The organism is Gilvirhabdus luticola (assembly GCF_040117515.1).
Classification (GTDB): Bacteria; Bacteroidota; Bacteroidia; order Flavobacteriales; family Flavobacteriaceae; genus Gilvirhabdus; species Gilvirhabdus luticola.
Genome location: NZ_JBEEEN010000006.1, coordinates 1 through 25,210, shown reverse-complemented (window position 1 = coordinate 25,210; position 25,210 = coordinate 1). Strand labels below are relative to the sequence as shown.

At 31.1% G+C, this 25,210-nt stretch carries 27 protein-coding genes; 9 read left to right on the top strand and 18 right to left on the bottom strand.

Annotated elements, in window-relative coordinates; translation table 11 throughout:
• Positions 1-9 precede the first annotated feature (9 nt).
• Positions 10-681: a tRNA (adenosine(37)-N6)-threonylcarbamoyltransferase complex dimerization subunit type 1 TsaB gene (gene tsaB, locus AAFP94_RS10670; protein ID WP_316662710.1), complete on the top strand. Its 672-nt coding sequence runs from the start codon at positions 10-12 to the stop codon at positions 679-681.
• Here the strand turns inward: tsaB and AAFP94_RS10665 are convergent.
• The 5 genes from AAFP94_RS10665 to AAFP94_RS10645 all read right to left on the bottom strand — a co-directional run bounded on the left by AAFP94_RS10665 (position 678) and on the right by AAFP94_RS10645 (position 5,857).
• Complete coding sequence (locus AAFP94_RS10665) at positions 678-1,490, bottom strand: mechanosensitive ion channel family protein (protein WP_316662709.1); 813 nt, start codon at positions 1,488-1,490, stop codon at positions 678-680. The two genes, tsaB and AAFP94_RS10665, sit on opposite strands and share 4 nt — an antisense overlap.
• A 65-nt stretch (positions 1,491-1,555) precedes the next feature.
• Positions 1,556-1,912, bottom strand: coding sequence for a DUF1304 domain-containing protein (locus AAFP94_RS10660; RefSeq protein ID WP_316662708.1), 357 nt, complete (start codon positions 1,910-1,912; stop codon positions 1,556-1,558).
• 73 nt (positions 1,913-1,985) lie between these two features.
• Complete coding sequence (locus AAFP94_RS10655) at positions 1,986-2,690, bottom strand: hypothetical protein (protein ID WP_316662707.1); 705 nt, start codon at positions 2,688-2,690, stop codon at positions 1,986-1,988.
• 95 nt (positions 2,691-2,785) lie between these two features.
• Positions 2,786-4,822 (bottom strand): thioredoxin domain-containing protein, encoded by a 2,037-nt coding sequence (locus AAFP94_RS10650; protein ID WP_316662706.1) that lies wholly within the window; start codon positions 4,820-4,822, stop codon positions 2,786-2,788.
• Positions 4,823-4,960: 138 nt separating this feature from the next.
• Entirely contained in the window at positions 4,961-5,857 is an 897-nt protein-coding gene (locus AAFP94_RS10645) for a NifU family protein (RefSeq protein ID WP_316662704.1), read from the bottom strand.
• Positions 5,858-6,055: 198 nt separating this feature from the next.
• Between AAFP94_RS10645 and AAFP94_RS10640 the strand changes: the two genes are divergently transcribed.
• The gene (locus AAFP94_RS10640; RefSeq protein WP_316662703.1) at positions 6,056-7,057 is read left to right on the top strand and encodes a PorP/SprF family type IX secretion system membrane protein; all 1,002 of its coding nucleotides are present in this window, start codon (positions 6,056-6,058) and stop codon (positions 7,055-7,057) included.
• 41 nt (positions 7,058-7,098) lie between these two features.
• Positions 7,099-7,611, top strand: coding sequence for a gamma carbonic anhydrase family protein (locus tag AAFP94_RS10635; protein WP_316662702.1), 513 nt, complete (start codon positions 7,099-7,101; stop codon positions 7,609-7,611).
• A gap of 80 nt (positions 7,612-7,691) precedes the next feature.
• On the opposite strand, the gene murI is transcribed toward AAFP94_RS10635, so the two are convergent.
• From murI to AAFP94_RS10595, 8 genes are all read right to left on the bottom strand, one after another.
• Positions 7,692-8,471: a glutamate racemase gene (gene murI, locus AAFP94_RS10630; RefSeq protein ID WP_316662701.1), complete on the bottom strand. Its 780-nt coding sequence runs from the start codon at positions 8,469-8,471 to the stop codon at positions 7,692-7,694.
• Between the two features lie 66 nt (positions 8,472-8,537).
• Positions 8,538-9,047 carry an OmpH/Skp family outer membrane protein gene (locus AAFP94_RS10625; RefSeq protein WP_316662700.1) on the bottom strand — a complete coding sequence of 170 codons (510 nt, stop codon included), beginning with the start codon at positions 9,045-9,047 and terminating at the stop codon, positions 8,538-8,540.
• Positions 9,048-9,080: 33 nt separating this feature from the next.
• Positions 9,081-10,142, bottom strand: coding sequence for an OmpH family outer membrane protein (locus AAFP94_RS10620; protein WP_316662699.1), 1,062 nt, complete (start codon positions 10,140-10,142; stop codon positions 9,081-9,083).
• A gap of 168 nt (positions 10,143-10,310) precedes the next feature.
• Positions 10,311-12,950 (bottom strand): BamA/OMP85 family outer membrane protein, encoded by a 2,640-nt coding sequence (locus tag AAFP94_RS10615; protein ID WP_316662697.1) that lies wholly within the window; start codon positions 12,948-12,950, stop codon positions 10,311-10,313.
• Positions 12,883-13,623, bottom strand: a complete 741-nt coding sequence (locus AAFP94_RS10610; RefSeq protein ID WP_316662696.1) for an isoprenyl transferase — start codon at positions 13,621-13,623, stop codon at positions 12,883-12,885. The genes AAFP94_RS10615 and AAFP94_RS10610 overlap by 68 nt, the downstream gene beginning before the upstream one ends.
• 1 nt (position 13,624) lies before the next feature.
• The gene (gene porG, locus AAFP94_RS10605; protein WP_316662695.1) at positions 13,625-14,314 is read right to left on the bottom strand and encodes a type IX secretion system protein PorG; all 690 of its coding nucleotides are present in this window, start codon (positions 14,312-14,314) and stop codon (positions 13,625-13,627) included.
• Between the two features lie 99 nt (positions 14,315-14,413).
• Complete coding sequence (locus tag AAFP94_RS10600) at positions 14,414-15,283, bottom strand: NAD kinase (protein WP_316662694.1); 870 nt, start codon at positions 15,281-15,283, stop codon at positions 14,414-14,416.
• A 4-nt stretch (positions 15,284-15,287) separates the two neighbouring features.
• On the bottom strand, positions 15,288-15,947 hold the full coding sequence (locus AAFP94_RS10595) for a CBS domain-containing protein (protein ID WP_316662693.1): 660 nt from the start codon (positions 15,945-15,947) through the stop codon (positions 15,288-15,290).
• 87 nt (positions 15,948-16,034) lie between these two features.
• Here AAFP94_RS10595 and AAFP94_RS10590 point away from each other — a divergent pair, with 87 nt between their 5' ends.
• The 6 genes from AAFP94_RS10590 to clpX all read left to right on the top strand — a co-directional run bounded on the left by AAFP94_RS10590 (position 16,035) and on the right by clpX (position 21,340).
• Positions 16,035-16,748 carry a pyridoxine 5'-phosphate synthase gene (locus AAFP94_RS10590; RefSeq protein WP_316662692.1) on the top strand — a complete coding sequence of 238 codons (714 nt, stop codon included), beginning with the start codon at positions 16,035-16,037 and terminating at the stop codon, positions 16,746-16,748.
• Positions 16,748-17,512: an alpha/beta fold hydrolase gene (locus AAFP94_RS10585; RefSeq protein WP_316662691.1), complete on the top strand. Its 765-nt coding sequence runs from the start codon at positions 16,748-16,750 to the stop codon at positions 17,510-17,512. Before AAFP94_RS10590 ends, AAFP94_RS10585 begins: the two co-directional genes overlap by 1 nt.
• Positions 17,513-17,554: 42 nt before the next feature.
• Complete coding sequence (locus AAFP94_RS10580; RefSeq protein WP_316662690.1) at positions 17,555-17,902, top strand: phage holin family protein; 348 nt, start codon at positions 17,555-17,557, stop codon at positions 17,900-17,902.
• A gap of 80 nt (positions 17,903-17,982) precedes the next feature.
• Positions 17,983-19,311, top strand: a complete 1,329-nt coding sequence (gene tig / locus AAFP94_RS10575) for a trigger factor (protein WP_316662688.1) — start codon at positions 17,983-17,985, stop codon at positions 19,309-19,311.
• 94 nt (positions 19,312-19,405) lie between these two features.
• The gene (clpP, locus tag AAFP94_RS10570) at positions 19,406-20,080 is read left to right on the top strand and encodes an ATP-dependent Clp endopeptidase proteolytic subunit ClpP (RefSeq protein ID WP_316662686.1); all 675 of its coding nucleotides are present in this window, start codon (positions 19,406-19,408) and stop codon (positions 20,078-20,080) included.
• A gap of 27 nt (positions 20,081-20,107) precedes the next feature.
• The gene (clpX, locus tag AAFP94_RS10565; RefSeq protein ID WP_316662685.1) at positions 20,108-21,340 is read left to right on the top strand and encodes an ATP-dependent Clp protease ATP-binding subunit ClpX; all 1,233 of its coding nucleotides are present in this window, start codon (positions 20,108-20,110) and stop codon (positions 21,338-21,340) included.
• On the opposite strand, the gene AAFP94_RS10560 is transcribed toward clpX, so the two are convergent.
• The 5 genes from AAFP94_RS10560 to AAFP94_RS10540 form a co-directional block, all read right to left on the bottom strand.
• Positions 21,337-22,026, bottom strand: coding sequence for a lycopene cyclase domain-containing protein (locus tag AAFP94_RS10560; protein WP_316662684.1), 690 nt, complete (start codon positions 22,024-22,026; stop codon positions 21,337-21,339). The two genes, clpX and AAFP94_RS10560, sit on opposite strands and share 4 nt — an antisense overlap.
• A gap of 2 nt (positions 22,027-22,028) precedes the next feature.
• The gene (locus AAFP94_RS10555; protein ID WP_316662683.1) at positions 22,029-22,484 is read right to left on the bottom strand and encodes a sterol desaturase family protein; all 456 of its coding nucleotides are present in this window, start codon (positions 22,482-22,484) and stop codon (positions 22,029-22,031) included.
• 31 nt (positions 22,485-22,515) lie between these two features.
• On the bottom strand, positions 22,516-23,352 hold the full coding sequence (locus AAFP94_RS10550) for a phytoene/squalene synthase family protein (RefSeq protein WP_316662682.1): 837 nt from the start codon (positions 23,350-23,352) through the stop codon (positions 22,516-22,518).
• A gap of 3 nt (positions 23,353-23,355) precedes the next feature.
• Positions 23,356-24,822: a phytoene desaturase family protein gene (locus AAFP94_RS10545; protein ID WP_316662681.1), complete on the bottom strand. Its 1,467-nt coding sequence runs from the start codon at positions 24,820-24,822 to the stop codon at positions 23,356-23,358.
• Positions 24,823-24,991: 169 nt separating this feature from the next.
• A partial coding sequence (locus tag AAFP94_RS10540) for a fasciclin domain-containing protein (protein ID WP_316662680.1) occupies positions 24,992-25,210 on the bottom strand: 219 nt, incomplete at its 5' end.

Here is a 25,210-nt window from a genome sequence, read left to right as displayed (position 1 = left end):
AATGTTTTATTGTCACTTTTACTATCTATAGAAACTGCTACAACCAATTGTTCTGTAAGTCTTTCAGAAAATGGAAAAACTCTTGCTCTTAAAGAAGATTATAGCAACAATTTTTCACACGCCGAAAAATTACACGTTTACATAGATTCTCTATTAAAGGAGAATAATATTAAACCAAATCAAATAGATGCAGTAGCTGTGAGTAAAGGACCAGGATCTTATACAGGATTGCGGATAGGCGTTTCAGCAGCAAAAGGACTTTGTTTTGCGCTTAATAAGCCACTTATCTCTATTCCAACATTAACCTCTTTATCTCATCAAATAAGAATAGAAAAGGGTAAAATAGTATCTATGCTTGATGCAAGAAGGCTTGAAGTTTATTCTGCTGTTTTCGATAGTAGTCACATTCAAATTAGGGATACCCAAGCTGAAATTGTAGATACTAATTCCTATAATATATATTTAGATAAAGGGAAGGTATTTTTTATTGGTACGGGAGTTCAAAAAACTAAAGAACTTCTTAACCATACAAATGCCATATTTATTGAGGATAAACTACCATCTGCCAATGAAATGAGTGAGCTCTCCTATCAAAAATTTAAAACAGGCGAATTTGAAGATGTTGCGTACTTCGAGCCTTATTATTTAAAAGATTTTGTGGCTATTAAACCTAAAAATTAACCTTCTTTGTGTATTTCAACATGATGTGGATATGGAATTTCAATCTCTGCTGCATCTAATGCTTCTTTAGTATTTTCTGTAACATCAAAATAAACAGTCCAATAATCTTCAGTTTTGCACCAAGGTCTAACAGCAAAATTTATGGAGCTGTCAGCTAACTCCATTACGGTTACAGATGGCACAGGATCTTTTAAAATTCTTGGATGAGATGTTAAAACATTCATTAATACATTTTTAGTTTGTTTAATGTCTGAATCATAACCTACTCCAAAAACTAGATCCACCCGACGAGTTCCCTCGGTTGAGTAATTAACAATATTTCCATTAGATAGTGCTCCATTCGGGATTATAATTTCTTTGTTAGAAAGTCCTGTAAGTTTAGTTGTAAAAATCTCAATTTCTTTAACTACACCTATTTCACCTTGTGCTTCGATCAAATCTCCAATTTTTATTGGTCTAAAAATCATAAGTAAAACACCTCCAGCAAAGTTTCCCAAAGAGCCTTGAAGTGCAAGACCAACTGCCAAACCAGCTGCAGCTAAAATAGCAGCAAAAGAAGTTGTTTCTATACCAAGCTTGGCTAATATAACAAGGACTAATAAAATTTTAAAAGTCCAGCCCAAAAGGTTTAATAAGAACTTCTGAAGACTTTCATCAAAGTCTCTCTTGATCATTATTGCTTTTGTTCCTTTGAGCATCTTTTTAATTACCCAGGAGCCAATAATCCAAATAATTATGGCTGCCAATATTTTGATGCCATATTCTGTTGCTAATTCTAAACCTTTGGTTGTCAATTTTTCCAAATCCATATTAAAATATTTTGATGAATGATAAAATTATAAAAAATAATCTTTTTATAAGTGTTATTAAATGGTTATACTAGAAAAGATAATATTAGGGTAACAATGGCAGGAACTGACTGAATATAAAAAAGTTTTATTTTTTTTGTTGAATAAGCACCATATATACCTGCAATTGCAATACAAATTAAAAAGAAAACAGTAGAGTTTGAATTATTAATAACTAACGAATAGATTAAACCTACTGCTAAAAAACCATTATAAAGCCCTTGATTTGCAGCCAAAACCTTGGTATCTTCTGCAAACTGTTTAGATTTTAACCCAAAAGTTTTAATGCCTTTAGGTGAGGTCCATAGAAACATTTCTAATATTAAGAAATAAAAATGTTCAAGTGCTATTAGCAGAATTAGAATAATATGTAGTAATTTCATGTTACTACAAATATAGAGATTTAGAATATTAATTTAGGTTGTAAACTTCAACAAGAGATATTAACTATTATTTTTATAAAGAATTTAAATATCCAAATAATTGAGTTAAACTTTCTTCTTTCTTAAGTTTTATCTTTTCACTTTTTAAATAAGCTAATACTTCTTTTTCATGATCTGGGAAAAGCTTTGCAAACTCTTTTTTACTATTAGGAATTACAATAGCATTTTCTTTTCCTTTTTTAATGAAATACTTATCAGCTAAACGCTTGTATTTAGCGTCTTGTGGAGTATCGTAACCTGTAACTTGCACTTTCTCATCAAAAAATTTTACAACTTCTTTTTTAAGCAGTTTAATGTTTGCCTCTGGGTTACTAAGATGAACAAAATATCCAAAAGTTTGATTATTATCACTATCAACATACATGAAGTTTTGGTAGGTCTTTTTTTGTGCAATTAATTGGATTGTTATGTCTCTTCTATACTTATTTAAGGCATAAGCCGAATTACGTTCACCTTTTACTTCAATCTCATCATTCACAGCGTTATATCTTACATAAAAAATATTATTTTCTGAAGCAGAAATAACTGCTGGAGCAAACTTCTCATTAATATAAGGTGTCCCATCTACTCGGTCATTCAAGACCACTGGAGTAGTGGATAATAACTGCCCAGACCCAGAATTTCCGGACCCATGACCTCCTATTACAGTCAATTCCTGAGCATTTAGAGAGGAAGAAAATAATAAAGTAATTATTAGAAATACATAAGTATTTTTCATAGTAAAATTTTTTTAGCGAAAATAATTAAAAATGAATATTATAAAAACTTTAAAGTGTTAAGATTTTGTATTTGAATTTAATAAGGAACTGAACTTTAATCTTCTAATAAATCAATAGCTTTTTCTACATCAGAGACTGGTAGTTTGCACGAGTTATTAACGCATACATAAATTAAAGTTTTATCTTTAAAAAACCGGTTCGCTAGAAGAGGCATATTACTTTCTTTTTTACTTCCTGCAATTAGTATATTTGGCAGGTATATTTCGTTTAATTCACTAATTTTTTCATTAACTTCATTTCCTACTATGGCAACTTCATAAAACGGATTTGAATAATTGAGCATTAAATCTAACCAATTAGAAAAGCTTGAGCCATACTCTTCAATTTCTGGTTTAACATTGTTTAGCATACTTGTTGCAGTTTTTAGATAATGCTCATTTTCAAAATAATGTGAAAGTTTAAATAAGTTTTTCGCCATAATAGAATTGCTTGCCGGTATTACATTATCTCTATATTCTATATTCCTAGTTAACAGTTTGTCATCTTTATGAGATGTGAAATAAAACATTTTGTTAGAATCATCATGAAAATAATCAAAAACGTAATTAGTCAAATCTCTTGCAGTAAGGAGCCATTTGTTTTCTAAAGTGTTTTCATAAAGAGAGATAAAGGCTTCTATGGCAGCTGCATAATCTTCAAGATACCCATTTATAGTACTTTTGCCATTTTTATAATTGTGATTTAATCCGCCATCTTCACGAAGTTGATTATGTATTATAAATTCTGCATTCTTTTTTGCAGTCTTCAAATAACTTTCATTCTTAAACACTCGATAAGCATCTACATACCCTTTAAGCATGAGAGCATTCCAAGAAGTCAATGATTTATCATCTAATCTTGGTTTAGGTCTTTGATTTCGAATGTTATATAAAGTGGTTTTCCATAGTTTTTTCTTTTGATTGAGTTCCTCAATTGATATATTGAATTTCTTTGAGATTTTTACATCATCATCTTTTCTAATCAACACATAATTTTTGTGCTCCCATAAACCATAATTGTTAATATTGTAATATTCAGAAAAAAGGTCATAATCCTCCTTAAGGATAGTTTTTAATTCTTCTTTTTGCCATACATAAAAAGCACCTTCTTCAAGCTCACCTTCTGCATTATCACTATCGGCATCATAAGATGAATAGAAAGCACCATTTTCTGTAGTCATTTCACGTTCAATAAATGCTAACGTTTCTGTGACAATCTCTTTATATAATGCATTCTTTGTAATTAAGTAGGCGTCACTGTAAAGACTAACCAATTGACCGTTGTCATACAACATTTTTTCAAAATGAGGCACATGCCATGTGGTATCAACAGAGTATCTAGAAAAACCACCACCTACATGGTCGTAAACACCACCATAAGCCATTTTTGTTAGGGTTAAATTCACAAATTCTTTAAGTTTTTCATGATTGTTTTGATATGCATATCTCAACAAAAAATGATAATTATTAGGCATCATGAATTTTGGAGCTCTGTTCAATCCTCCAAGATTATTATCAAATTGTCTTGACCACTTTTTAATGACGGTTTCAATAAAATCATTATCAAAAGTAGGGTCATCTGTATTTAAGGAAACTATATCTAAAGATTTTATTCCTTTTTCTAACTTGTTTGCGTATTCAATAAGTTTTGCAGGATCTTTTTCATACAATTCTGAAATTTGATTTAAAACATCAATCCATTGCTCTTTCTTAAAGTATGTGCCTCCAAAAATTGGTCTTCCATCAGGAAGAGCAATAACATTTAAAGGCCAACCACCACGTCCAGTCATGAGTTGTACGGCATTCATATAAACTTGGTCTACATCAGGACGTTCTTCTCTATCTACTTTTACATTTATGTATTTTTGGTTCATAATTTGAGCCACCAAACTATCTTCAAAACTTTCATGTTCCATAACATGGCACCAGTGACAAGCTGCGTAACCTACACTTATAATCATCAATTTTTTTGAAGCTTTAGCTTCTTCTAGTGTAGTTGGATTCCATGCTTTCCAATTTACAGGATTGTGAGCATGCTGTAAAAGGTAAGGACTTGTTTCGTTTATTAGATCATTAGTGAATTGATGAGTCATGGTATTAGAATTTTGCCCTTTACATGCAAATAAAGTTAATATAATGATGATAGAGAAATATCGCATAAATCAAAGGTAATGAATTATAGAAATAAAAAAAGAGGTCAAAATATTGCCTTTTTTATTAAAAGATAATTACTATCCATTAATGGCTTCTACCATGCTAACTTTATCTTTAAGCATTTCTTTTAACATATTTTCAATCCCGTTCTTGAGTGTAAAAGTGGAAGAAGGACAGCCACTGCAAGCACCTTGAAGGATAACTTTTACTACTTTACTTTCCTGATTGTAAGAATCGAAAATTATATTGCCACCATCACTGGCTACTGCTGGCTTTACATATTCCTCAAGTATGTTTATTATTTCTTTTGAAGTATCGTCTAAAGATTCAAAGGCTTTATCAAGCCTTTCAGTTTCTTTTTTAGGATCTGATGAAGTATTGATAATCTCTTTGCCGTCTTCAATATAACTTCTGATGAATTCACGTAATTCCATGGTAATATCATTCCAATTGGCAACATCGTATTTTGTAATAGAAATATAGTTTTCGTCAATAAACACACTTTTTACAAATGGAAATTGAAATAATTCAGTTGCTATAGGAGAATTCTTTGCATCATCGATAGTAATAAATTCATTAGGTGAAACGACCAGTTTCTTATTTGCTACAAACTTCATGGCAGACGGATTTGGAGTGCTTTCTGCATAAACTGTAACAGGAACTTTTTTGTTTTCAGAGGATTGTATAATAACAATACCGTCATCATTAAGATAGTTTTCAAGTTGCTCTGCTACTTCTTCCTGAACATCTTCCCAAGAAACAATATTAAAGCGTTCTACAGCAATAAAATTACTTGATATGTAAACTTTCTTGACAAAAGGAAGATAAAATAATTGTTGAGCTAAAGGTGAAGATGTCGCTTCATCAATATTACTAAATTCAAAACTTTCATGATTAGTGATAAATTGATTAAGCTCAAATTTAACAATATTATCGTTTGATGTCCGTTGTATGTTGACTTTATATCTTGTCATTTAAACTAAATTTTTACAAAAATACTAAAAGAAAACTTCAGATATCCATATATTTGGAATTCTTGAAAAATAAAGTACTAAAAAAAATGCTGTGAAAAATTACGTTTTCTGTGATTTTTAGACTTTATCATTAAGACATAATTTTTAACAGATCGAGACGTTTAAATTAAACTATATTTGTCTTGGAAATAAAAACGTATGAAATTTAAAAGGATTTTTGTTTTATTTGTAATCTCGTTACTTACACAAGTTACTACAGCACAAGAAGGACTGCCTATATATACAGATTATTTAACAGATAACTATTATTTGATTCATCCGTCAATGGCAGGTATTGCAGACTGTTCTAAAATAAGACTTACTGCTAGGCAGCAATGGTTTGGGCAAGATGATGCGCCTAAGCTTTTAACGATGAGTGTAAATGGACGAATAGGAGAAACTAAATCTGGAGTAGGAGCTATTTTTTATGCAGATAAAAATGGTTATCATTCGCAGAATGGAGCCTATTTAACCTATGCCCATCATATTTTATTTTCAAGAAATTTTGTTGACTTAAATATGCTTTCGTTTGGATTAAGTGCTGGTGCAATTCAATATAAGTTGGATGAAACGTCCTTTTTATCTGAAGGATTTGATCCAATAATTGCAGGAATTGAACAAAGTTCCACCAATTTTAATGTAGATATTGGTGCATCTTATCATTTTTTAGATTTTTATGCACATGCAACTGTTAAGAATCTTTTAAATAATGATGGTATAAATAACGATATAGAGATTACCAGTAATTTAAGACGATATTTATTTTCAACCGGATATGTGTTTCATAAATTAGGAAGCGAATGGAGTTATGAGCCTTCTATTATGTTTCAATACAAAGATGGCACAGGAGAGTCTTCAATTGATGTTAATGGAAAAGTATATAAGAAAATGGAGTTTGGAAAACTTTGGGGAGGCATATCTTATAGAAGAAGTTTGGATGGTGCAGAATATTTAGATGGTTCTGGTGTAAGTAGTCAAAAATTACAACATTTCACACCAATTTTAGGCATGGATTATAATGATTTTGTTTTTGCATATACATATACTTATCAATCTAATTCTTTAGTTTTTACTAATGGAGGCTTTCACCAGATTACTTTAGGATATAATTTTAATTGTCGAAGAGAACGATATGATTGTGAATGTCCAGCCGTTAATTAATTTTAAAAAGATTTTATTTTATAATCGCTTGATAAAATCAAATGGCACTTATTAAATCTTTAAACGGAAAATCTCCACAAATACCAGATGATTGCTTTATTGCTGAAAATGCTACCATTGTTGGAGAAGTTACCATGGGGAACCAATGCAGTGTATGGTTTAATGCCGTAATAAGAGGTGATGTGCATTATATAAAAATGGGTAACAAAGTGAATGTTCAGGATGGAGCTGTCATTCATGCCACGTACCAAAAATCACCTACAAATATTGGTAACAATGTATCTATTGGTCATAATGCAATTGTTCATGGTTGTACTTTACATGATAATGTGTTGATAGGTATGGGAAGTATTGTTATGGACGATTGTGTAGTTGAAAGCAACAGTATTATTGCTGCTGGAGCAGTGGTCACTCAAAACACCAAAGTGGAAGCTGGAAGTATTTATGCAGGAGTGCCAGCTAAAAAAGTAAAAGATATTAGCAAAGAATTAATTTCAGGAGAAATTGATAGAATAGCTAATAATTACGTTAAATATTCAAGTTGGTTTATGTAAACTGTCATTCCTGCGTAGGCAGGAATCCACTTTTAATTGAAAAATAGATTCCGAAATCAATTGCGGAATGACAGAGGGACTTAAAAAGCTAAAAAATTAACTTCAAAAGGGTTATTCAATAAGCTTTTTAAAATACCGATATTCCCATTCGTATAAAATTCATTTTTTGAATTTGTATTTTGATTATTCAATAAATTATGCTTTTCTAAAATAGTTTTAGTTTGTCTGGCAACTGCTTCACCAGAATCTATAATTTTCACATGACTTGGAAGTATGTCGATTAATAAAGGCATTAAATAAGGATAATGTGAACAACCTAAAACCAAATAGTCTATATTGGCTTCAATCATGGGTTGAAGATATTTTTTTAATAGAATTTTGGTTTCTTCACTATCAACTTTTCCTTCTTCAATTAACTCAACAAGACCTTCTCCAACTTGTTCAATAACCTGTTGACCATTGGTGTAAAGCGAAGACGTTTTTTGAAATAACTCACTTGAGAGCGTTCCTTTGGTAGCCAGAATGCCTACAGCCTTATGTTTGCTTTGTAAAGCAGCAGGTTTTATAGCTGGTTCAATACCAATAAAAGGTACAGCGTAAGTTTCTCGTAATTCTTTGATGGCATTTGTGGTAGCTGTATTGCATGCGACAACAACAAGTTTACAGCCTTTTTTGAGTAAAAATTCCGTATTCTTTTTGCATAATTCAATGATTTGTTCTGTGCTTTTATGTCCATAAGGAGCATTAGCACTATCGGCGATATAAATGTTGTTTTCTAAAGGTAATAATTTATGAATCTCTTTCCAGATTGATGTACCGCCAACACCAGAATCAAAAACTCCAATAGGTTGTTCGCTCATACTACAAAAGTAAAAAAGCTGCATTGAAAAGCAGCTTTTTTAAATAAATATGTTCACTTATTAAAATTAGAAACCTAATTCTTTTTTTACGTCGTCCAGTAAATTTTTGCCATCAGCCATAATGACTCCACCGCCTTGCGTAGAATCCAGAACGTAATCGAAACCTTGAGCTCTTGCCACTTTTAAAATGGCTGTTTTAGCTTTTTCAGTGATAGGTTTTAATAATTCTAGATTTTTGTCCTGCATATCCTGTTGTGCTTGCGCTTGATACTGACGAATATTTTGCTCCATACCTTGAACTTCTATAAGGCGTTTTTGGTTTTCTTCGTCTGTTTTGGTTGAAGCTTCAGCATCATATTGTTTCATTTTGTTTTGAAGTTCGGTTGACATACCCTGAATTTCTGTTTCATAGGTTTTACCTAGTTTTTCAAGCTGTGCTTGAGCAGATTTCATCTCTGGCATAGCAGTGATTAATTCTTGGGTATTAATATGTGCAACTTTACTTTGTGCATGAGTAAAACTCATAGCTCCAACAAATAATATTGCGATAAATAAAAGTGTTCTTAATTGTCTCATTTTTAATAGTATTAATTTAGATGTTATAAATTGTTAATTGTTATCTTCTTCGTTATCTCCGTCCGGATTATTGTTGTTTTGTTCTCTTTCTTCTTTTGCTTTTTGACGTTCTTCAAGAATTTTTTGTTTTCTTTCTTCCAACTCTTTTTTGCGAGCTTCTCTATCAGCTAATTTTTTTTGTCTGTTTTCTTCTATAAGCTGTTCTCTTGTTTTCTCTTCAGGCTTTGTTTCAGAAACTTGATTGCTTTTGGCTTCTGAATTATCTTCGGCTACTTTATTGCTTTCAACATTTTCCTCTTTACTAGGCTCAATTTTTCTTTCCTCCAACTTATCTTCCTTTGCTTGTGCTCTTGCTGCCACAATGCTATCTCTTCGCTTTTGTGCTTCTAATTTTTTTGCTTCACGAGCAGCTAGAATTTCTTGTCTGCGTTGTTCTGCAGCAGTGGCACGTTCTTGTTGTTTTGCTTCTAATGCTTGTTCCCTTGCTTCTTGTTCTTCATTAATCTCTGGCACTAGTTCTTCACTTTCAGCAGCTTTTCTTTCTGCTTTAGATTGTGCTTGTTTACGTTGTGATGTCCTTGATATAGTACGTAAAACCTGTTCGCTTATGTCAAACCTATCTGCAGAATAAAGCATAACAACATCTGCAGATTTATCGAAAATGAAATCATATTTTTTTGTTTCTGCAATATCCTGAACTGCAGCAAAAATTTGATCTTGAACAGGTTGCATTAACTGCTTTTTCTGAATCATTAAATCTCCATTTGCACCAAATCGTTTCTGTTGATAATCAAGAATCTCTTGTTCTTCAAAGGCAATATCTTCTTCTCGCTCTTCAATTAATTCTTTTGTCAATAAAGCTTTTTCATTACTCAAGTCTTTTCTTTTTTGTTCAACAGCATTGAGACGTTGTTCTATTTCGCCTTTCCATTTTTGAACTTTAGACTCAAGTTGCGTTGATGCTTCTTGATATTCAGGAACGTTTTGTAAAATGTATTCTGTATCTATATATGCAATTCTTACACCACGTTGTGCATATATTGATAACGATAACATAAACGTTAGAGTCAGTAAAAAAAGAACTTTAAATTTCATCTGTTTAATATTTTATAATTTATTGACTGTTAAATTCTAAAACGACAGATGATTTCCTGATTCTGTCAATTTTTGAATTAATATTTTCAAAATTAACGAATTTTAATCTTAAAAATTTTAATTCTTGTTTAAATCATTAAACCATGTATAGAAAATATCGTGCCAAAATTAAAATTGTTGTCCAATTATGAAATGAGTTTCCCAACCATTCTTAACTGTTTCTCCTGGTAATGCATCGAAACCATATCCAAAATCAATGCCCAATAATCCAAAAGCAGGCATAAAGATACGAATACCTAAACCTGCTGAACGTTTTAAATCAAAAGGGTTATAATCCCTAAAATTATTAAACGAAGCACCTCCTTCTAAAAAGGTAAGTGCGAATATTTTAGCCGAAGCTTTTAAGGTAATCGGATAGCGAAGCTCTAAAGAGAATTTATTATAAATGGCATCTCCATCTTGGCCTGAAAGTGCTTGATTGGGATAACCTCTTAACGCAACGGCTTCCCTTCCATCTAGACTATAGGTTCCAAGACCATCACCACCCAAGAAAAAACGTTCAAATGGAATAACCCCACGATCTTGATTGTAGGCTCCTAAAAACCCAAACTCTACACTTGGTCTTAAAATCAATCTATCAACAACTCTTGTATACCAATCTGCCTTAAATTGAATTTTATAAAACTCCAACCATTTAAAGCGTTCTTGGTCAATTTCAGCTATTCTATCAAATGCATCTTGGTCTCCAGGATTTTCTTGTAACTCTTCTTCAAGATCATCTCTTTCGTCTGCTAATGCTTCATAATCTACGTTATTAAACAAAGAGTATGGCAAAGACATTTTTGCACTTATAGAGAAGTTAGATCCACCTTCTGGAAAGATAGGATCATTAAATGTATTATTTCTACTTAATCCAACACTGTAAGATAAGTTGTTAGAATAACCATCTCCGAAGGTAAAAAGACCTGTATTATAATTTTTTAGGTTATAATGTTGATAACTTACCGCTTGAGAAAGAGTGAAATAGTCATCAGGAACGGTTAATCTCTTTGCTAATCCAACAGAAATACCTGTTATATTAAAACGTCTACTTTTATCAGCATTTCTAGTAATTGGGTTATATAAAAATTGTTTAGTATGTGATAGAGATGTAGAAAATTGTACAGGTCTTTTGCCACCCATCCATGGTTCTGAAAAAGAAAAACTATAAGTTTGATAAAAGCGACTTGCTTGTAAACGAAGTGCTAGCTTTTGTCCGTCACCCATTGGTATAGGTTTATAAGCTTCTTTATTGAATATGTCTTTTATAGAAAAATTATTGAATGATAATCCTAATGTGCCTATAAAGCCACCACCACCATAGCCACCTTGTAACTCTATTTGACTAGCACCTGTTTCCACCACAGAATATTGCATATCTATAGTGCCTTCGTTAGGATTAGGGTTTAAAAAGTCCGGACTTATTTGCTCGGCATCAAAGTATCCTAACTGACTTAATTCTCTTACAGTTCTTACAACATTTTGTTTACTATATAGGTCACCTGGTCTTGTGCGTAGTTCTCTGTAAATAACATGATCATTGGTTTTTTCATTACCAACTACAGTAACACTATTAAAATGAACCGGTTTTCCTTCAGATATTCTAATTTCCATATCAATCACATTCCCTTCAGCATTGGTTTCTACTGGATTTATCGTAGAGAATAAATAACCATTATTTTGGTAAAGGTTGGTTAAATCATCAGCATCAGGCTTCGTATTATCAGCAATTCGTTTTTCTAAAAGAACGCCGTTATATGTATCTCCTTTTCTTAACCTTAAGACTCTACTTAATTGCTGATTGGAATAAACTGTATTACCAATAAAAGTAATATCCCCAAATGTGTATTTGCTTCCTTCTTCTACTTCTATGTTGACCGAAATGGTTTTGTCATTATTAATAGCAATACTGTCAATAAGAACTCGGGCATCTCGGTAACCGTTTTCTTTATATTTGTCTATTAAACTCGTAAGATCTTCCTTGTAGTCTTCTTCAATATATTTCGATCTTTTGTAAAATCGCAATGTTTTCTGTTTTTTAGTATTCTTCATTGCTTTTTGAAGTTTTTTATCGCTTAAAACTTCGTTGCCATTGATTACAATTTCTTTAACCTTAACTTTTTCTCCTTTATCAATTTTAACAAGCATATCTACTCTTTTCTTTTGAATAGAATCTATAACTTCTCTTGTAGTAATTGTTGTTTTAGCATTATAAAACCCTTCTTTCTTGTACTTATTTGCAAGATAATTTTTTGTGGTTGTTATTAGGTTTTCGGTTACTTTAACACCTTTAGCAAGTTTGTTTTCTGAAAGAATTTTATCGATTTTAGATTTCTTAATACCTAAAATGGTGACTTCATTAAGTTCAGGTAAATCTGCCAACTTAATTTCTAGATATACTGCATCACCCTCAATTTTGGTAATGTATAGTTCAATATCACTGAATAAATTAGAATTCCATAATTTTTTAATAGCACTACTAATTTCATCTCCTGGAATCAAAATCTCTTTTCCTTTAATTAAACCTGAATAGGTAATTATGGTTTGAGGACTGAATGTTGTATTTCCAGAGACAGATATATCAGCTACAGTATATTTTTTACTATTACTATATTCTAAATCTTGTGCCTGAAGGGTTATGCTACCTAAAAGAAATAATAAAATGCTTAAATGATGTAAAGATGTTCTCAATAAAAATATCTTAAATAAGTTGTTCACTTGTTTTCCCAAATCTTCTTTCTCTTTTTTGATATTCAATAATAGCTTCATACAAATGTTCCTTTGTAAAATCAGGCCAAAGGACTTCTGTAAAATATAATTCGGCATAGGCAATTTGCCAAAGCAAAAAATTGCTTATCCTTTGTTCTCCACTTGTCCTGATAAGCAAATCTACGTCTGGTAAATTGCGGGTGTAAAGATGCTCATTTATAATTGATTCATCAATATTTTCTTCTGAAATTATATTATTTTTAACTTTATTACTTATGACTTTAATTGTATTTATTAATTCTTCTCTAGAGCCATAACTTAAGGCCAATGTTAGAGTCAATCTTGTATTCTGTTTTGTTTTTTCAATAACTTCAAAAAGTTCTTTATATACTTTTTTAGGTAATAAGTTTAAATTTCCTATGGCTAGTAACTTAATATCGTTGTCTTGAAGTGTTTTAATTTCTTTTTTCAATGAGGACACTAAAAGCTTCATTAAAGTGTCTACTTCTAGTTTTGGTCTACTCCAGTTCTCAGTAGAAAATGCATAAAGTGTGAGATTTTCAACTCCAAGTTCAGCAGAGGATTCAACTACTTCTCTAACAGATTTGGTGCCATTTTCATGGCCAAATACTCGAAGCATGCCTTTTTGCTTTGCCCATCTACCATTACCATCCATGATAATGGCAATATGTTTTGGTAATGACTCTATATGTATTTGTTGTTTTAAATCCACTTTAATCTGTTGGGCAGTAACATGGGTTTATACCAAATGTATAGGTAAGTGTAATACCACTGAATACATACCAATCGTTATTATTTAAATTTCCAAAACTATAAGGTTCTCTAAAAGGGTCGTCAGGGACACTACCATCAATTTCATCAGAAAACGTATATCGTGCACCAACTTCTATGCCTAAAATTAAATCATCTGTAAAAGTAGTCTTAAATCCTAAAACCATTGGTATACCGTAAGCCCAACTGGACGTGTTTTCTGGAGTATATACATCATTTAAAAAATAATAATTATCATGATGAGCAACACTTATTCCAGTATAAAGGTATGGTGTCCCTAGTTTTTTACCTGTATGTAAATCGAAATCAAAAAAGGTGAATTCCATACCGGCAGATATTTCTATAATTTTATTGTTAAACTCGTAGTTTCTTTGTTTTCTCCTAGGATCATCAGATTTTGAGTCAGTTCCTTCTAATTCGGAATATATAATAGAAGCTCTAAATGAATGCCTTGGACTTCTATTCCATTTATAAACTCCACCAATTGCCAATTGATTTGGAGAAATATAGTTTGTTGCCCCAACGTCTCCTATAAAGTTACTTCCACCTATAAAACCACCAATTTCGTGAATTTGTGAAAAACTAACCTCTGAACTAAAAAAACAAATTAAAACTACGGTTAAATACCTCATAAATGTTTAAAAGTTTGCAAATATAATAAATAACATTAGCCTATAATAATTTGAGCTAAATAGTATTAGTTAAAAACAGTTTTTCGATTAAATTATTGTTTAATTACGCTTGTCTTCGCCCCAAAGTAGTTTTTTTCGAAGTGTATCTAAAAAGCTTTCGTTATAAAATTCTATCATATTAATTTTAAAATTAGCCTTTTGTATGGTAATAATTGTGTCGTTGTGAAATGTTGCCAATCTTGAATCTAAAGAAACTAAATACTGGTCTTCCCTACCATCTACTTTAAGCTCTATTATCGTCGAGTCTGAAATCACAAGTGGTCTTGCACTTAAGTTATGAGGTGCAATTGGAGTTAATATAAAATTATTAGAACTAGGTGTTATTACTGGTCCACCACAACTTAAAGAGTAACCTGTAGAACCTGTTGGTGTTGAAACAATTAAACCATCACTCCAATAGGAGGTTAGATACTCTCCATCTAGTTTTGTTTTAACAGTAATCATTGAGGTTGTATCCTTTCTGCTTATTGCAATTTCGTTTAAAGCAAAGTTTAAAGTAGAAATATCTTTATTTTCAGGATTACTTTTTATGGCTAACAAACTTCTTTCAGATATTTTATAGTTATTATTTAAAATATCGTCTATCGCACTCTCAATGGCATTGTTTTGAATTGTTGCTAAAAAACCTAATCTACCAGTATTAATACCAACAATGGGTATACCTAAATCCTTGACATATGTGATGGCTCTTAAAATTGTTCCATCTCCACCAATGCTAATAAAAACATCGTAGGAACGATCAAGCTCGTTAAATGTCTTAAATTTATTAAAGTTCTTTTCGAAATTGATAAGGCTAAAGAAGTCAGATTCGATAAAAACTTCCACTTCTTTTTTTTGTAGATATGTTAATAAAATATCAACGGAAGTATCAGTGTTTCTATATGTTTGACCAAAAACAGCAATTTTCATAAGGTTACATGTTTAAGTAACGTTTTAGATAATCTGAACGGTCTTTTAGGCTTTCTAAATAATTGTCTTCTTCATGGCCAGAAACAATATTATAACTATATCTTCTGAACGTTTGGATAATATCGTTTAATCCCGTATTTCCTATTTTTAAAGTAATTTGTACAATATCGTTTTCGATTTTAGAAATAAAGGCACCCAGTAACTTTCCGTCATTAGATTCAACAATCTGACTTAATTCACTAAAGGAATAATCATTTAGTCCTTTTTCTATAATTAGGATACCTCCAGTTTCAGAAAAGAAAGGAGTTTCATTAAACAAACCAATAATATCATTAAGTTCGTAATATCCTAAATAGGTATTCTTATCATCGAGTACAGGCATGATATTACTCGAGTTTTCAGCAAAAACTTCCAAAATGTCCAACCAATTAGTTGTCTCCCTAACAAAAAATGGCTCAAAGACATAACTAAAGTCGTTTATGGCTTTATCGCTTTCAAAACAATGCGCATCTGTTTCAGATATACAACCTAGATAAACATTATCATCATTTTTTATAGGAATATGTGAATAGGTTAATTGCGAAAACAATAACTGTAAATCGCTAATCTTACCATTTCTGTTAAGTGGTTTTATATCATTTATAATATATTTTGAAAGATTCATTTAGTTAAATTAATAGAATGCAAATTAATCAAAAATAAGTACAAAAAGCCTGATGTAGTTTGTATTTTTGTGTTTTAAATATCATTAATGACAAAGTTAAGTGTAAATATTAATAAGATAGCAACTTTAAGAAATTCAAGAGGAGGTAATATGCCAAATCTTATACAATTTGCTAAAGATGCTCAACGCTTTGGTGCTGAAGGCATCACTATTCATCCAAGACCAGATGAAAGGCATATACGTTACCAAGATGCTTATGATTTACTTCCTGAAATATATACGGAATACAACATTGAAGGCAATCCAATTGACAAGTTTGTTGATTTGGTGATAAATGTTAAACCAACACAGGTTACTTTGGTGCCAGATTCAGTGGATGCTATTACTTCTAACGCTGGTTGGGATACTATTAAGCACAAAGATTTTTTAGTTGAAGTTATCAAAGAATTCAAACAAAATAATATTAGGACTTCAATTTTTGTAGACCCAGATTTGAAGCAAGTTGAAGGAGCAAAAGCCACAGGAACAGATAGAATAGAATTGTACACTGAAGCTTTTGCTCATCAGTATGGTTTAGGAAATGCTAGTGCAGTTAAGCCATATAAAAAATGTGCTGAATTGGCTTATAACATTGATCTTGGTATTAATGCTGGACATGATTTGTCGTTAGATAATATTGAGTTTTTTAAAAATAATATTCCTAATTTATTAGAAGTTTCTATTGGCCATGCGTTGATTTCAGAAAGCCTTTATCTAGGTATAGAAAATGTTATTAATATGTACTTAAGAAAGCTTGAATAATGCTTTTACATTCTAATATTATTGGAGAAGGTCCAGCATTTGTAATACTTCATGGCTTCCTAGGTATGGGCGATAACTGGAAAACTCTTGGTAAACAATTTAGTGATGAAGGATATCAGGTGCATTTGGTAGATCAGCGTAACCATGGTCATAGCTTTCATGATGAAGAGTTTAATTATCAAGTTTTGTCTGATGACTTAAAAATGTACTGTGAAACTCATAAACTTAATAATATAATACTTCTCGGACATTCCATGGGTGGAAAAGCCGCCATGCTTTTTGCGGTAGAACACCCAGAAATGGTATCTAAACTTATTATAGCAGATATTTCGCCAAGGTATTATCCAGGGCACCATAAAGATATTTTAGATGGCTTAAGTGCTTTAAATTTTGATCAAATATCAAGTAGAGGTGAAGCAGATAAAATATTGCAAGATTATATTCCAGAATTTGGTATTAGACAGTTTTTACTTAAAAATCTGTATTGGAAAGAAAAAGGAAAATTGGATCTTCGAATCAATCTCGATGTTTTAAAAGAAAACGATTCTGGAATTGGAGAAGAATTACCAATGTATACTGAATTTCAAGGAAAAACTTTATTTTTAAAAGGCGCAAAATCTGAATACATTGTAGATCAAGACAAGACTTTAATAAAGAAACATTTTCCAAACGCTCAAATTATAACTATTCCTAATGCAGGACATTGGTTACATGCAGAAAACCCAAAAGATTTTTTTCAAAGCGTAATGGCGTTCGTTAAATGAATTTTGTACATTTAACATATCTAACTAATTAACCCTTTTACTATGAATCTCATTATTCGACTTTTATTAAACGCATTAGCTGTGGTTATTTTGGCAAAAATATTAACTGGCGTTCATGTAGATAGCTACGTTACTGCTATTATAGTCGCAGTAGTTTTAGCAATATTAAATTTAGTAGTGAAACCAATATTGGTAATTTTCACATTGCCTGCAACTATCTTAACTTTAGGCTTGTTCTTGTTTGTCATTAATGCCTTAATAATATTGTTGGCAGACAAACTTGTTGATGGATTTTCTGTTGCAAATTTCTGGATAGCACTACTTTTTAGTATTCTACTTACTATATTACAGTCCATACTTCATACGTTATTAAAGGAAGATAAAAAATAAGCTGAAATACAATAACTTAAAACTTTGTTGGGTTGTGAAAAAGTTATATTTTTGCAACCCAATTTTTATGTCAAAATAGAATGAATATAACAAGAGAAAACATAGATACTTTAAACGCTGTTGTTAAAGTAGAAATTGCAAAGGAAGACTATAGTGATAAAGTTGAAAAAATCTTATCAGATTATCGTAAAACAGCTAATATTCCTGGCTTTAGAAAAGGTCATGTGCCAATGGGAATGGTAAAGAAGCAATATGGAAAAGCAGTTTTAGTTGATGAGGTAAACAAGTTATTACAAGATGCTTTAAATAAATATTTGACTGAAGAGAAGTTAGATGTTTTAGGGCAACCATTACCAAAACCTCAAGATGCCATAGATTGGGATTCTGAAGAGTTTTCTTTTGAGTTTGAATTGGGTTTAACACCAGAATTTGATGTGGATTTAAACTTTAAAAAACCAATCACGCATTATACTATTGTTGCAGATAAGAAAATGATTGATGAGCAAGTAGAACGCATTCAAAAGCAATATGGTAAATTGGTATCTCAAGATGTTGTTGCAAAAGACAGTGAAATAACTGGAACTTTTAAAAATGAAGAAAAGGAAATAGATAACACTGTAAGTTTAACTCTGGATAAATTTAAAGGCAAAACAACTGAAAAGAAATTTGTTGGTGCAAAAGTTGGTGATGTCATTTCATTAAAGACAAAAGGTTTGTATGGCGATGATCATGAATTGATGCACGCCTTAAAATTAGGTCATGATGATGTTCATGGGTTAGATATTGAAGTTACATTTACTATAACTGAAATAAATAAAAGAGAACTTGCAGATTTAGATCAAGATCTATTTGATAAGCTGTTTGGTAAAGGTACTGTAACTACTGCAACAGAACTGAAAACAAAAATTAAGGAGGATGCTGAAAAGCAATTTATTCAACAATCAGATCAAAAACTTTTGAATGATGTAACCGAATTTTTGGTTGAGAATACGAAATTCGATCTTCCAGTAGAATTTTTACAAAAATGGATGCAAACGGCTGGAGAAAAACCATTAGATGAAGCACAAGCAAAAGAAGAATACGAAAAGTCTGAAAAAAGTTTACGGTATCAATTGATTGAAGGAAAATTGATTACTGAAAACAATATTCAAATTACACTTGATGACATAAAAGATCATGCTAGAAATATGGTTAGAATTCAAATGGCACAATTTGGACAACTAGACCCTTTAGATAAAGAATTGGATGATATTGTGGCACGTATTTTATCAAACAATGAGGAAGCTAGAAGAATATCAGAGCAATTGGTTAGCCAAAAACTTCTTCAATTATATAAAGAAAAGGCAAACATAAAAGGCAAAGAAGTTACTTATGAAAACTTTGTAAAAGACGTCTACGGCGATAAATAGACTTTTTATCACATAAAGAATAAATCATTATATTTAGGCGTTTAATTTTTATAATTTTACGCCTAAATTTTATCACAGTATTTAAATACAAAATATGGATTACGCCAAAGAATTTGAAAAATTCGCTATAAAAGATCAAGGGATTAGTAGTACTTATTACAACAAGATAATTAGTAGTATGTATCCAACAAGCCTTACTCCGAATATTATTGAGGAGCGCCAAATGAATATTGCAATCTTTGATGTGTTTTCTCGTTTAATGATGGATCGCATCATTTTTATGGGTACAGCAATTAATGATCAAGTTGCAAATATTATACAAGCACAGTTGTTATTTTTAGAGAGCACGGACTCTTCAAAAGATATACAGATTTATATCAACTCGCCTGGAGGAAGTGTATATGCAGGATTAGGAATTTATGATACTATGCAGTTTATAAAACCTGATGTTGCAACAATATGTACTGGTATGGCAGCATCTATGGGAGCAGTGTTATTGTGTGCAGGAAAAAAAGGAAAGAGAAGTGGATTGACGCATTCTCGTGTCATGATACATCAACCTTTAGGCGGAGCTCAAGGGCAAGCCAGTGATATTGAAATTACTGCAAGAGAAATATTGATTTTAAAGGAAGAACTTTATAGAATTATTAGTAAGCATTCTGGCCAGAGTTACGACAAAGTTTATGAAGATAGTGATAGAGATTATTGGATGAAGGCTGATAAAGCCAAAGAATACGGAATGATTGATGAGATTTTATCTCGGGACTAAACTAAAGTTCTGTAAAAACTAAATATAATGGCAAAGGAAGAATTAGAATGTTCATTTTGTGGAAGAAAAAAGCCAGAAACCAATTTATTAATTGCTGGTTTAGACGCACATATTTGTGATAGATGCATTGAACAGGCACATGGTATAGTTATAGAAGAATCTAAGCAAGGAGATAATACAGATTTGGCGGCCGAATTAAAACTTCGCAAACCTCAACAAATTAAAGCATTTTTAGATCAATATATTATTGGGCAGGAAGCTACCAAAAAGGTAATGTCAGTTGCTGTTTATAATCATTACAAAAGATTATTACAACCAATTACAAAAGATGATATTGAAATTCAAAAAAGTAATATCATAATGGTGGGTCAAACAGGTACTGGTAAAACCTTAATGGCCAAGACGGTTGCAAAGATGTTAAACGTTCCTTTAGCTATTGTAGACGCTACAGTTTTGACGGAAGCTGGTTATGTAGGTGAAGATGTTGAGAGTATCTTAACAAGATTATTACAAGCAGCAGACTATAATTTAGAGAAAGCCGAAAAAGGTATTGTCTTCATAGATGAGATAGATAAAATTGCTCGTAAAAGTGATAATCCTTCTATTACACGAGATGTTTCTGGAGAAGGTGTACAACAAGCATTGTTGAAATTATTGGAAGGAACTGTTGTTAACGTACCACCAAAAGGAGGAAGAAAGCACCCAGATCAAAAATTCATTGAAGTTAATACAGAAAACATTTTATTTATTGCTGGAGGTGCTTTTGATGGTATTGAAAAAGTAATTTCCAAACGCTTGAACATGCAAGCTGTTGGATATAGTGCTTCTATATCTGATGACGTTGTAGATCATGATAATTTATTGCAATATATCATTCCGAAGGATTTAAAGGATTTTGGTTTAATTCCAGAAATTATTGGTCGTTTACCAGTGTTAACATATATGGACCCTTTAGACGCAAGCACTTTACGCGCCATTCTAACCGAACCAAAAAACGCCATTATAAAGCAGTATAAAAAGCTGTTTGAAATGGATGAAGTTGATTTTAGTATTACAGATGGAGCTTTAGATTATATAGTAGAGAAAGCTATTGAATATAAGCTTGGTGCCAGAGGATTGCGCTCTTTATGTGAAGAAATTTTAACCGATGCCATGTTTGAGATGCCAAGCAACGACGAAAAAGTATTGAAAGTTACAAAAGTATATGCCGAAGAAAAGCTTACAAAATCTACTTTAAAAAAGCTAAAAGCTGTTTCTTAAGACTTTTTATGAATTGATTTAAAATATTCAAACATTTCAATATTTAAAAAAACAAGTAGCATTCCGTATACCATGTCTTCAATAGGAATGTTAATGATTCTAAACCCTAGATTTTCAGCATCATTATACCAAACAATAGGATCGACAAGAAAACTTCCGGTTAAAATACCATTACTAATAAAGAAGAAAGGTAAAATAAATAAATAACTTAAATAGTGATAAGATAAATTTATCTTTTTAAGTTTAAAAATGATCAATAATATACACAAACTAATAAATGTAATTGAAGTGTATAGTTTATTGAAATTTAATAAGCCCACAATTAATAAAAAAGCAATAATTGAATAGGTTATTACCTTATGAATGCTTTGAAAAGGATTCTTTTTTATAAGAAACTGAAAAGCAAAATAGGTAAATACGCATGCATATGGAATACAAAAGAAAAATAAAATTTCTTCTATGGGTAAATTGGTAATATAAAAGCCTGATAAATACTCCGGATTAAATCCCCAAACACCTGCTCTAGTAAATAAATAATCCCATATTATAAATAGAAATGCAACAATTATATTGGCTTTAAAAAAAGGTTTCCAGTTTTTGTAAAAAGCATGTTTTGGGTAAAAACTAGCTAAAAAGGGAATAATGAAACACGTTAAATTAACTAATAAATAGGTATAAGGTTTCATCCTTATTTATATTGTTTGTGATATTTTTTTGGAACATATAACATCCCAAAACATTCACCATCATGTTTATCCAAATGTTTATGATGCACTTTGTGAGCCTTCCGTAAGGCTAATAGAAATTTGTTTTTGGTGCTTTTAAACCATTTAAAACGTTGATGAATTAATACGTCATGGACTAAAAAATAGGTAATACCGTAAAACAAAATTCCTAAACCAATAAAAAACAAAAAATTTAAATTTGGAATGGCTCCAAAGTAAAACAATACGATGCTTGGTGCGGCAAAAATGACAAAGAATGAGTCATTCTTTTCAAATCCGTTAGGATATTTTGGCTGGTGATGGTCTTCGTGCAAATACCATAAAAAACCATGCATAACATACTTGTGGGTTAGCCAGGTAATCACTTCCATAAGTGTAAAAGTGCCTAGTGTAATTATTATGTATAGGAAAATCTTCATATAGTTATTAATATAAGCATTTTATAAGATTTCACAAAGCATTTAATTTATATCTAATATACGATTTAGTAAGTATAAATAACTTTAATCCATTCGAAACTCTAACACGTCCATTAAGTATTTTTTGTGCATCGGCATTTTTAAGTTTTTTAAGTAGTTTTGAATAATATCTGTAAGCAATATATACACCTAATCTACTTTCTAATGGTAATTGAATTATACCTTTGTAAGCTTCTTTTAAATCTTTTTCAATATCTGCAATGATGTCTTCTTTATTAGAATTATTAAGGGTTTGAAATGTCAGATTTGGAAAATAAGAACGCCCTAAATATTCAGTATCAGCTTTAATGTCGCGTAAAAAGTTTACTTTTTGAAATGCTGAACCTAGATATCTGGCTGATGCTCTTAACTTATTGAATTTTTCTTCATTATTATTTACAAAAACGCGCAAACACATTAAGCCTACAACATCTGCAGAGCCGTAAATATAATTTTCATAATCTTCTTTTGTAGTGTAGGTAGATACTTTTAAATCGGCTTCCATTCTTTTTAAAAAGTCTGCCGTATATTCATAAAGGTTGAATTTATGAACTACATGTTGAAATGAATTTATTATTGGATTTAAACTAATTTTTTGATGAAGTGCTTTGTTGTAATCATCTACAAAATCATAGAATAAATCTTCTTGATTATATTCATGGAAAGTGTCTACGATTTCATCTGCATACCTTACAAATCCATATATTGCATAGATATGTGGGCGAATTGAAGGAGCAAATAATTTGATTCCTAAAGAAAACGAAGTACTGTAAGAATTAGTAACAATTTTGCTACACTTAAGACTGGATGTATCAAATAACGCTTTCATTTTTTATGCTGAATATTTCAATATTAATTCGCTAACAATTTTTCCAGATATTATAGATGGTGGCACACCAGGTCCAGGAACAGTGAGCTGGCCGCAAAGATATAAATTTTCTACTTTACTACTTTTTAGATTTGGTCTTAACACATGCGTTTGGGAAAGTGTATTTGCTAAACCATAGGCATTACCTTTATAAGAATTGTAATCGTCTTTAAAGTCTTTCACACAATATGACTCTTTAAATAGGATGCTGTTTTTTAAAGATTCTCCTGTTATGTTTTCGATTCGTTCTATAAGCTGATTAAAATAATGTTCTCTTATTTCTGGTTTATCTTCGGAATCTGGAGCAATAGGAATTAAAAAAATACCTGCTTCTTTGTCTTTTGGAGCAGCTGATACATCAGTTATACTTGGAAAACTAGCATAGAACAGTGGTTTTTTGGCCCATTCTTTGGTATCATAGATTGTTTTGGCGTGTGCTTCAAAATCGGTATCAAAAAACAAAGTATGATGTGAAACATTATCAATTTTTTTGTTGAATCCTACATAGAATAGAAGTGCAGAAGGCGCAAAGGTTTTTTTATCCCAGTAGGTTTCAGAATATTGTCTTAATTGTTTTGGCAGTAAAGTTTCTGTATGATGATAATCGGCACCACTTAGTAAGATGTCACAAGAATAAAAATCATTAAAAGTTTTGACACCTCTTGCTTTTTTATCCTCTATTTCAATATATCTTACTTCACTATTAGTTATAATCTTTACGCCTAAACTTTTAGCCAATGTGGTCATAGCTTTTACAACTTCATACATGCCACCTTGAGGATGCCAAGTGCCTAATTTAAAATCGGCATAATTCATAAAGTTATAGAATGAAGGTGTGTTGCTTGGTTTGGCCCCAAGAAAGAGCACAGGAAATTCTAATATTTTTTGAAGTTTTTTGTTTTTGACATATCCTGAAACCTGTTTTTTAATGGTTAATATAAACTCATATAATTTAAAAAAGGTTTTTTTGTTAATAATTTCAAAAACATGTTCACCAGGTTTATAGACTAAATCTTTAATGGCTATGTTGTAGTTAATATTTGCTTTATTAATAAATTGTTGAAGTTTTTCACCACTTCCTTTTTCAATTTTTTCAAAGGTTTTTTTAATGTCTTCAAAATTATCTGCAATAGAGATTGAATCTTTTTTTCCGAAATATATTTGATATGCAGGATTTAATTTGTTTAGATTGTAATAGTCTTGAGTAGTTTTATTAAAGTCACTAAAAAATTTTTCAAAAACGTCTGGCATCCAGTAAAATGTCGGACCGATATCAAACACAAACCCTTCTTTTTTAAATTGTCTTGCGCGACCACCAACTGTACTATTTTTTTCCAGAATGGTAACATCAAACCCCTTTTTTGCTAGATAGCATGAAGCTGAAAGCGAGGAGAAACCTGAACCTATGATAACAATTTTTTGAGTATTCATAAAAAGTTTATAATATTATGAATTAAGTAAGCCGATAACAAATATAGTTATCGACTTACATAACAAACCAACCAACTAAAACTAATTCAAATTTTTTAATTTTATTTTTTTAATTGCTCCCTTAAATATTTCATTAAGAGAGCAATTTTTAACTCCTCTTTTTCATAGATTATATACTAGGGAGTAGAACTTTATTTATAATATGTACAACACCATTGCTAGTTGCTACATCTGCAGCAGTAACTTGAGCATCTGTATCAGTTGCATCTTGAATGAATACACCACCTGTTAAACTAACAGTTATTGATTCACCTTGAGCTGTTTCTATCATTTGCCCATCAGATAAATCTGTAGAATAAGCAGCAGCACCAGCTACAACATGATATGT

What these genes read in the sequence shown, in the direction of transcription:
- AAFP94_RS10665 (WP_316662709.1), bottom strand. Translation starts at nt 1,490, where the DNA reads ATGGATTTGGAAAAATTGACAACCAAAGGTTTAGAATTAGCAACAGAA.
- AAFP94_RS10660 (WP_316662708.1), bottom strand. Translation starts at nt 1,912, where the DNA reads ATGAAATTACTACATATTATTCTAATTCTGCTAATAGCACTTGAACAT.
- AAFP94_RS10655 (WP_316662707.1), bottom strand. Translation starts at nt 2,690, where the DNA reads ATGAAAAATACTTATGTATTTCTAATAATTACTTTATTATTTTCTTCC.
- AAFP94_RS10650 (WP_316662706.1), bottom strand. Translation starts at nt 4,822, where the DNA reads ATGACTCATCAATTCACTAATGATCTAATAAACGAAACAAGTCCTTAC.
- AAFP94_RS10645 (WP_316662704.1), bottom strand. Translation starts at nt 5,857, where the DNA reads ATGACAAGATATAAAGTCAACATACAACGGACATCAAACGATAATATT.
- AAFP94_RS10640 (WP_316662703.1), top strand. Translation starts at nt 6,056, where the DNA reads ATGAAATTTAAAAGGATTTTTGTTTTATTTGTAATCTCGTTACTTACA.
- AAFP94_RS10635 (WP_316662702.1), top strand. Translation starts at nt 7,099, where the DNA reads ATGGCACTTATTAAATCTTTAAACGGAAAATCTCCACAAATACCAGAT.
- murI (WP_316662701.1), bottom strand. Translation starts at nt 8,471, where the DNA reads ATGAGCGAACAACCTATTGGAGTTTTTGATTCTGGTGTTGGCGGTACA.
- AAFP94_RS10625 (WP_316662700.1), bottom strand. Translation starts at nt 9,047, where the DNA reads ATGAGACAATTAAGAACACTTTTATTTATCGCAATATTATTTGTTGGA.
- AAFP94_RS10620 (WP_316662699.1), bottom strand. Translation starts at nt 10,142, where the DNA reads ATGAAATTTAAAGTTCTTTTTTTACTGACTCTAACGTTTATGTTATCG.
- AAFP94_RS10615 (WP_316662697.1), bottom strand. Translation starts at nt 12,950, where the DNA reads ATGAAGCTATTATTGAATATCAAAAAAGAGAAAGAAGATTTGGGAAAA.
- porG (WP_316662695.1), bottom strand. Translation starts at nt 14,314, where the DNA reads ATGAGGTATTTAACCGTAGTTTTAATTTGTTTTTTTAGTTCAGAGGTT.
- AAFP94_RS10600 (WP_316662694.1), bottom strand. Translation starts at nt 15,283, where the DNA reads ATGAAAATTGCTGTTTTTGGTCAAACATATAGAAACACTGATACTTCC.
- AAFP94_RS10595 (WP_316662693.1), bottom strand. Translation starts at nt 15,947, where the DNA reads ATGAATCTTTCAAAATATATTATAAATGATATAAAACCACTTAACAGA.
- AAFP94_RS10590 (WP_316662692.1), top strand. Translation starts at nt 16,035, where the DNA reads ATGACAAAGTTAAGTGTAAATATTAATAAGATAGCAACTTTAAGAAAT.
- AAFP94_RS10585 (WP_316662691.1), top strand. Translation starts at nt 16,748, where the DNA reads ATGCTTTTACATTCTAATATTATTGGAGAAGGTCCAGCATTTGTAATA.
- AAFP94_RS10580 (WP_316662690.1), top strand. Translation starts at nt 17,555, where the DNA reads ATGAATCTCATTATTCGACTTTTATTAAACGCATTAGCTGTGGTTATT.
- tig (WP_316662688.1), top strand. Translation starts at nt 17,983, where the DNA reads ATGAATATAACAAGAGAAAACATAGATACTTTAAACGCTGTTGTTAAA.
- clpP (WP_316662686.1), top strand. Translation starts at nt 19,406, where the DNA reads ATGGATTACGCCAAAGAATTTGAAAAATTCGCTATAAAAGATCAAGGG.
- clpX (WP_316662685.1), top strand. Translation starts at nt 20,108, where the DNA reads ATGGCAAAGGAAGAATTAGAATGTTCATTTTGTGGAAGAAAAAAGCCA.
- AAFP94_RS10560 (WP_316662684.1), bottom strand. Translation starts at nt 22,026, where the DNA reads ATGAAACCTTATACCTATTTATTAGTTAATTTAACGTGTTTCATTATT.
- AAFP94_RS10555 (WP_316662683.1), bottom strand. Translation starts at nt 22,484, where the DNA reads ATGAAGATTTTCCTATACATAATAATTACACTAGGCACTTTTACACTT.
- AAFP94_RS10550 (WP_316662682.1), bottom strand. Translation starts at nt 23,352, where the DNA reads ATGAAAGCGTTATTTGATACATCCAGTCTTAAGTGTAGCAAAATTGTT.
- AAFP94_RS10545 (WP_316662681.1), bottom strand. Translation starts at nt 24,822, where the DNA reads ATGAATACTCAAAAAATTGTTATCATAGGTTCAGGTTTCTCCTCGCTT.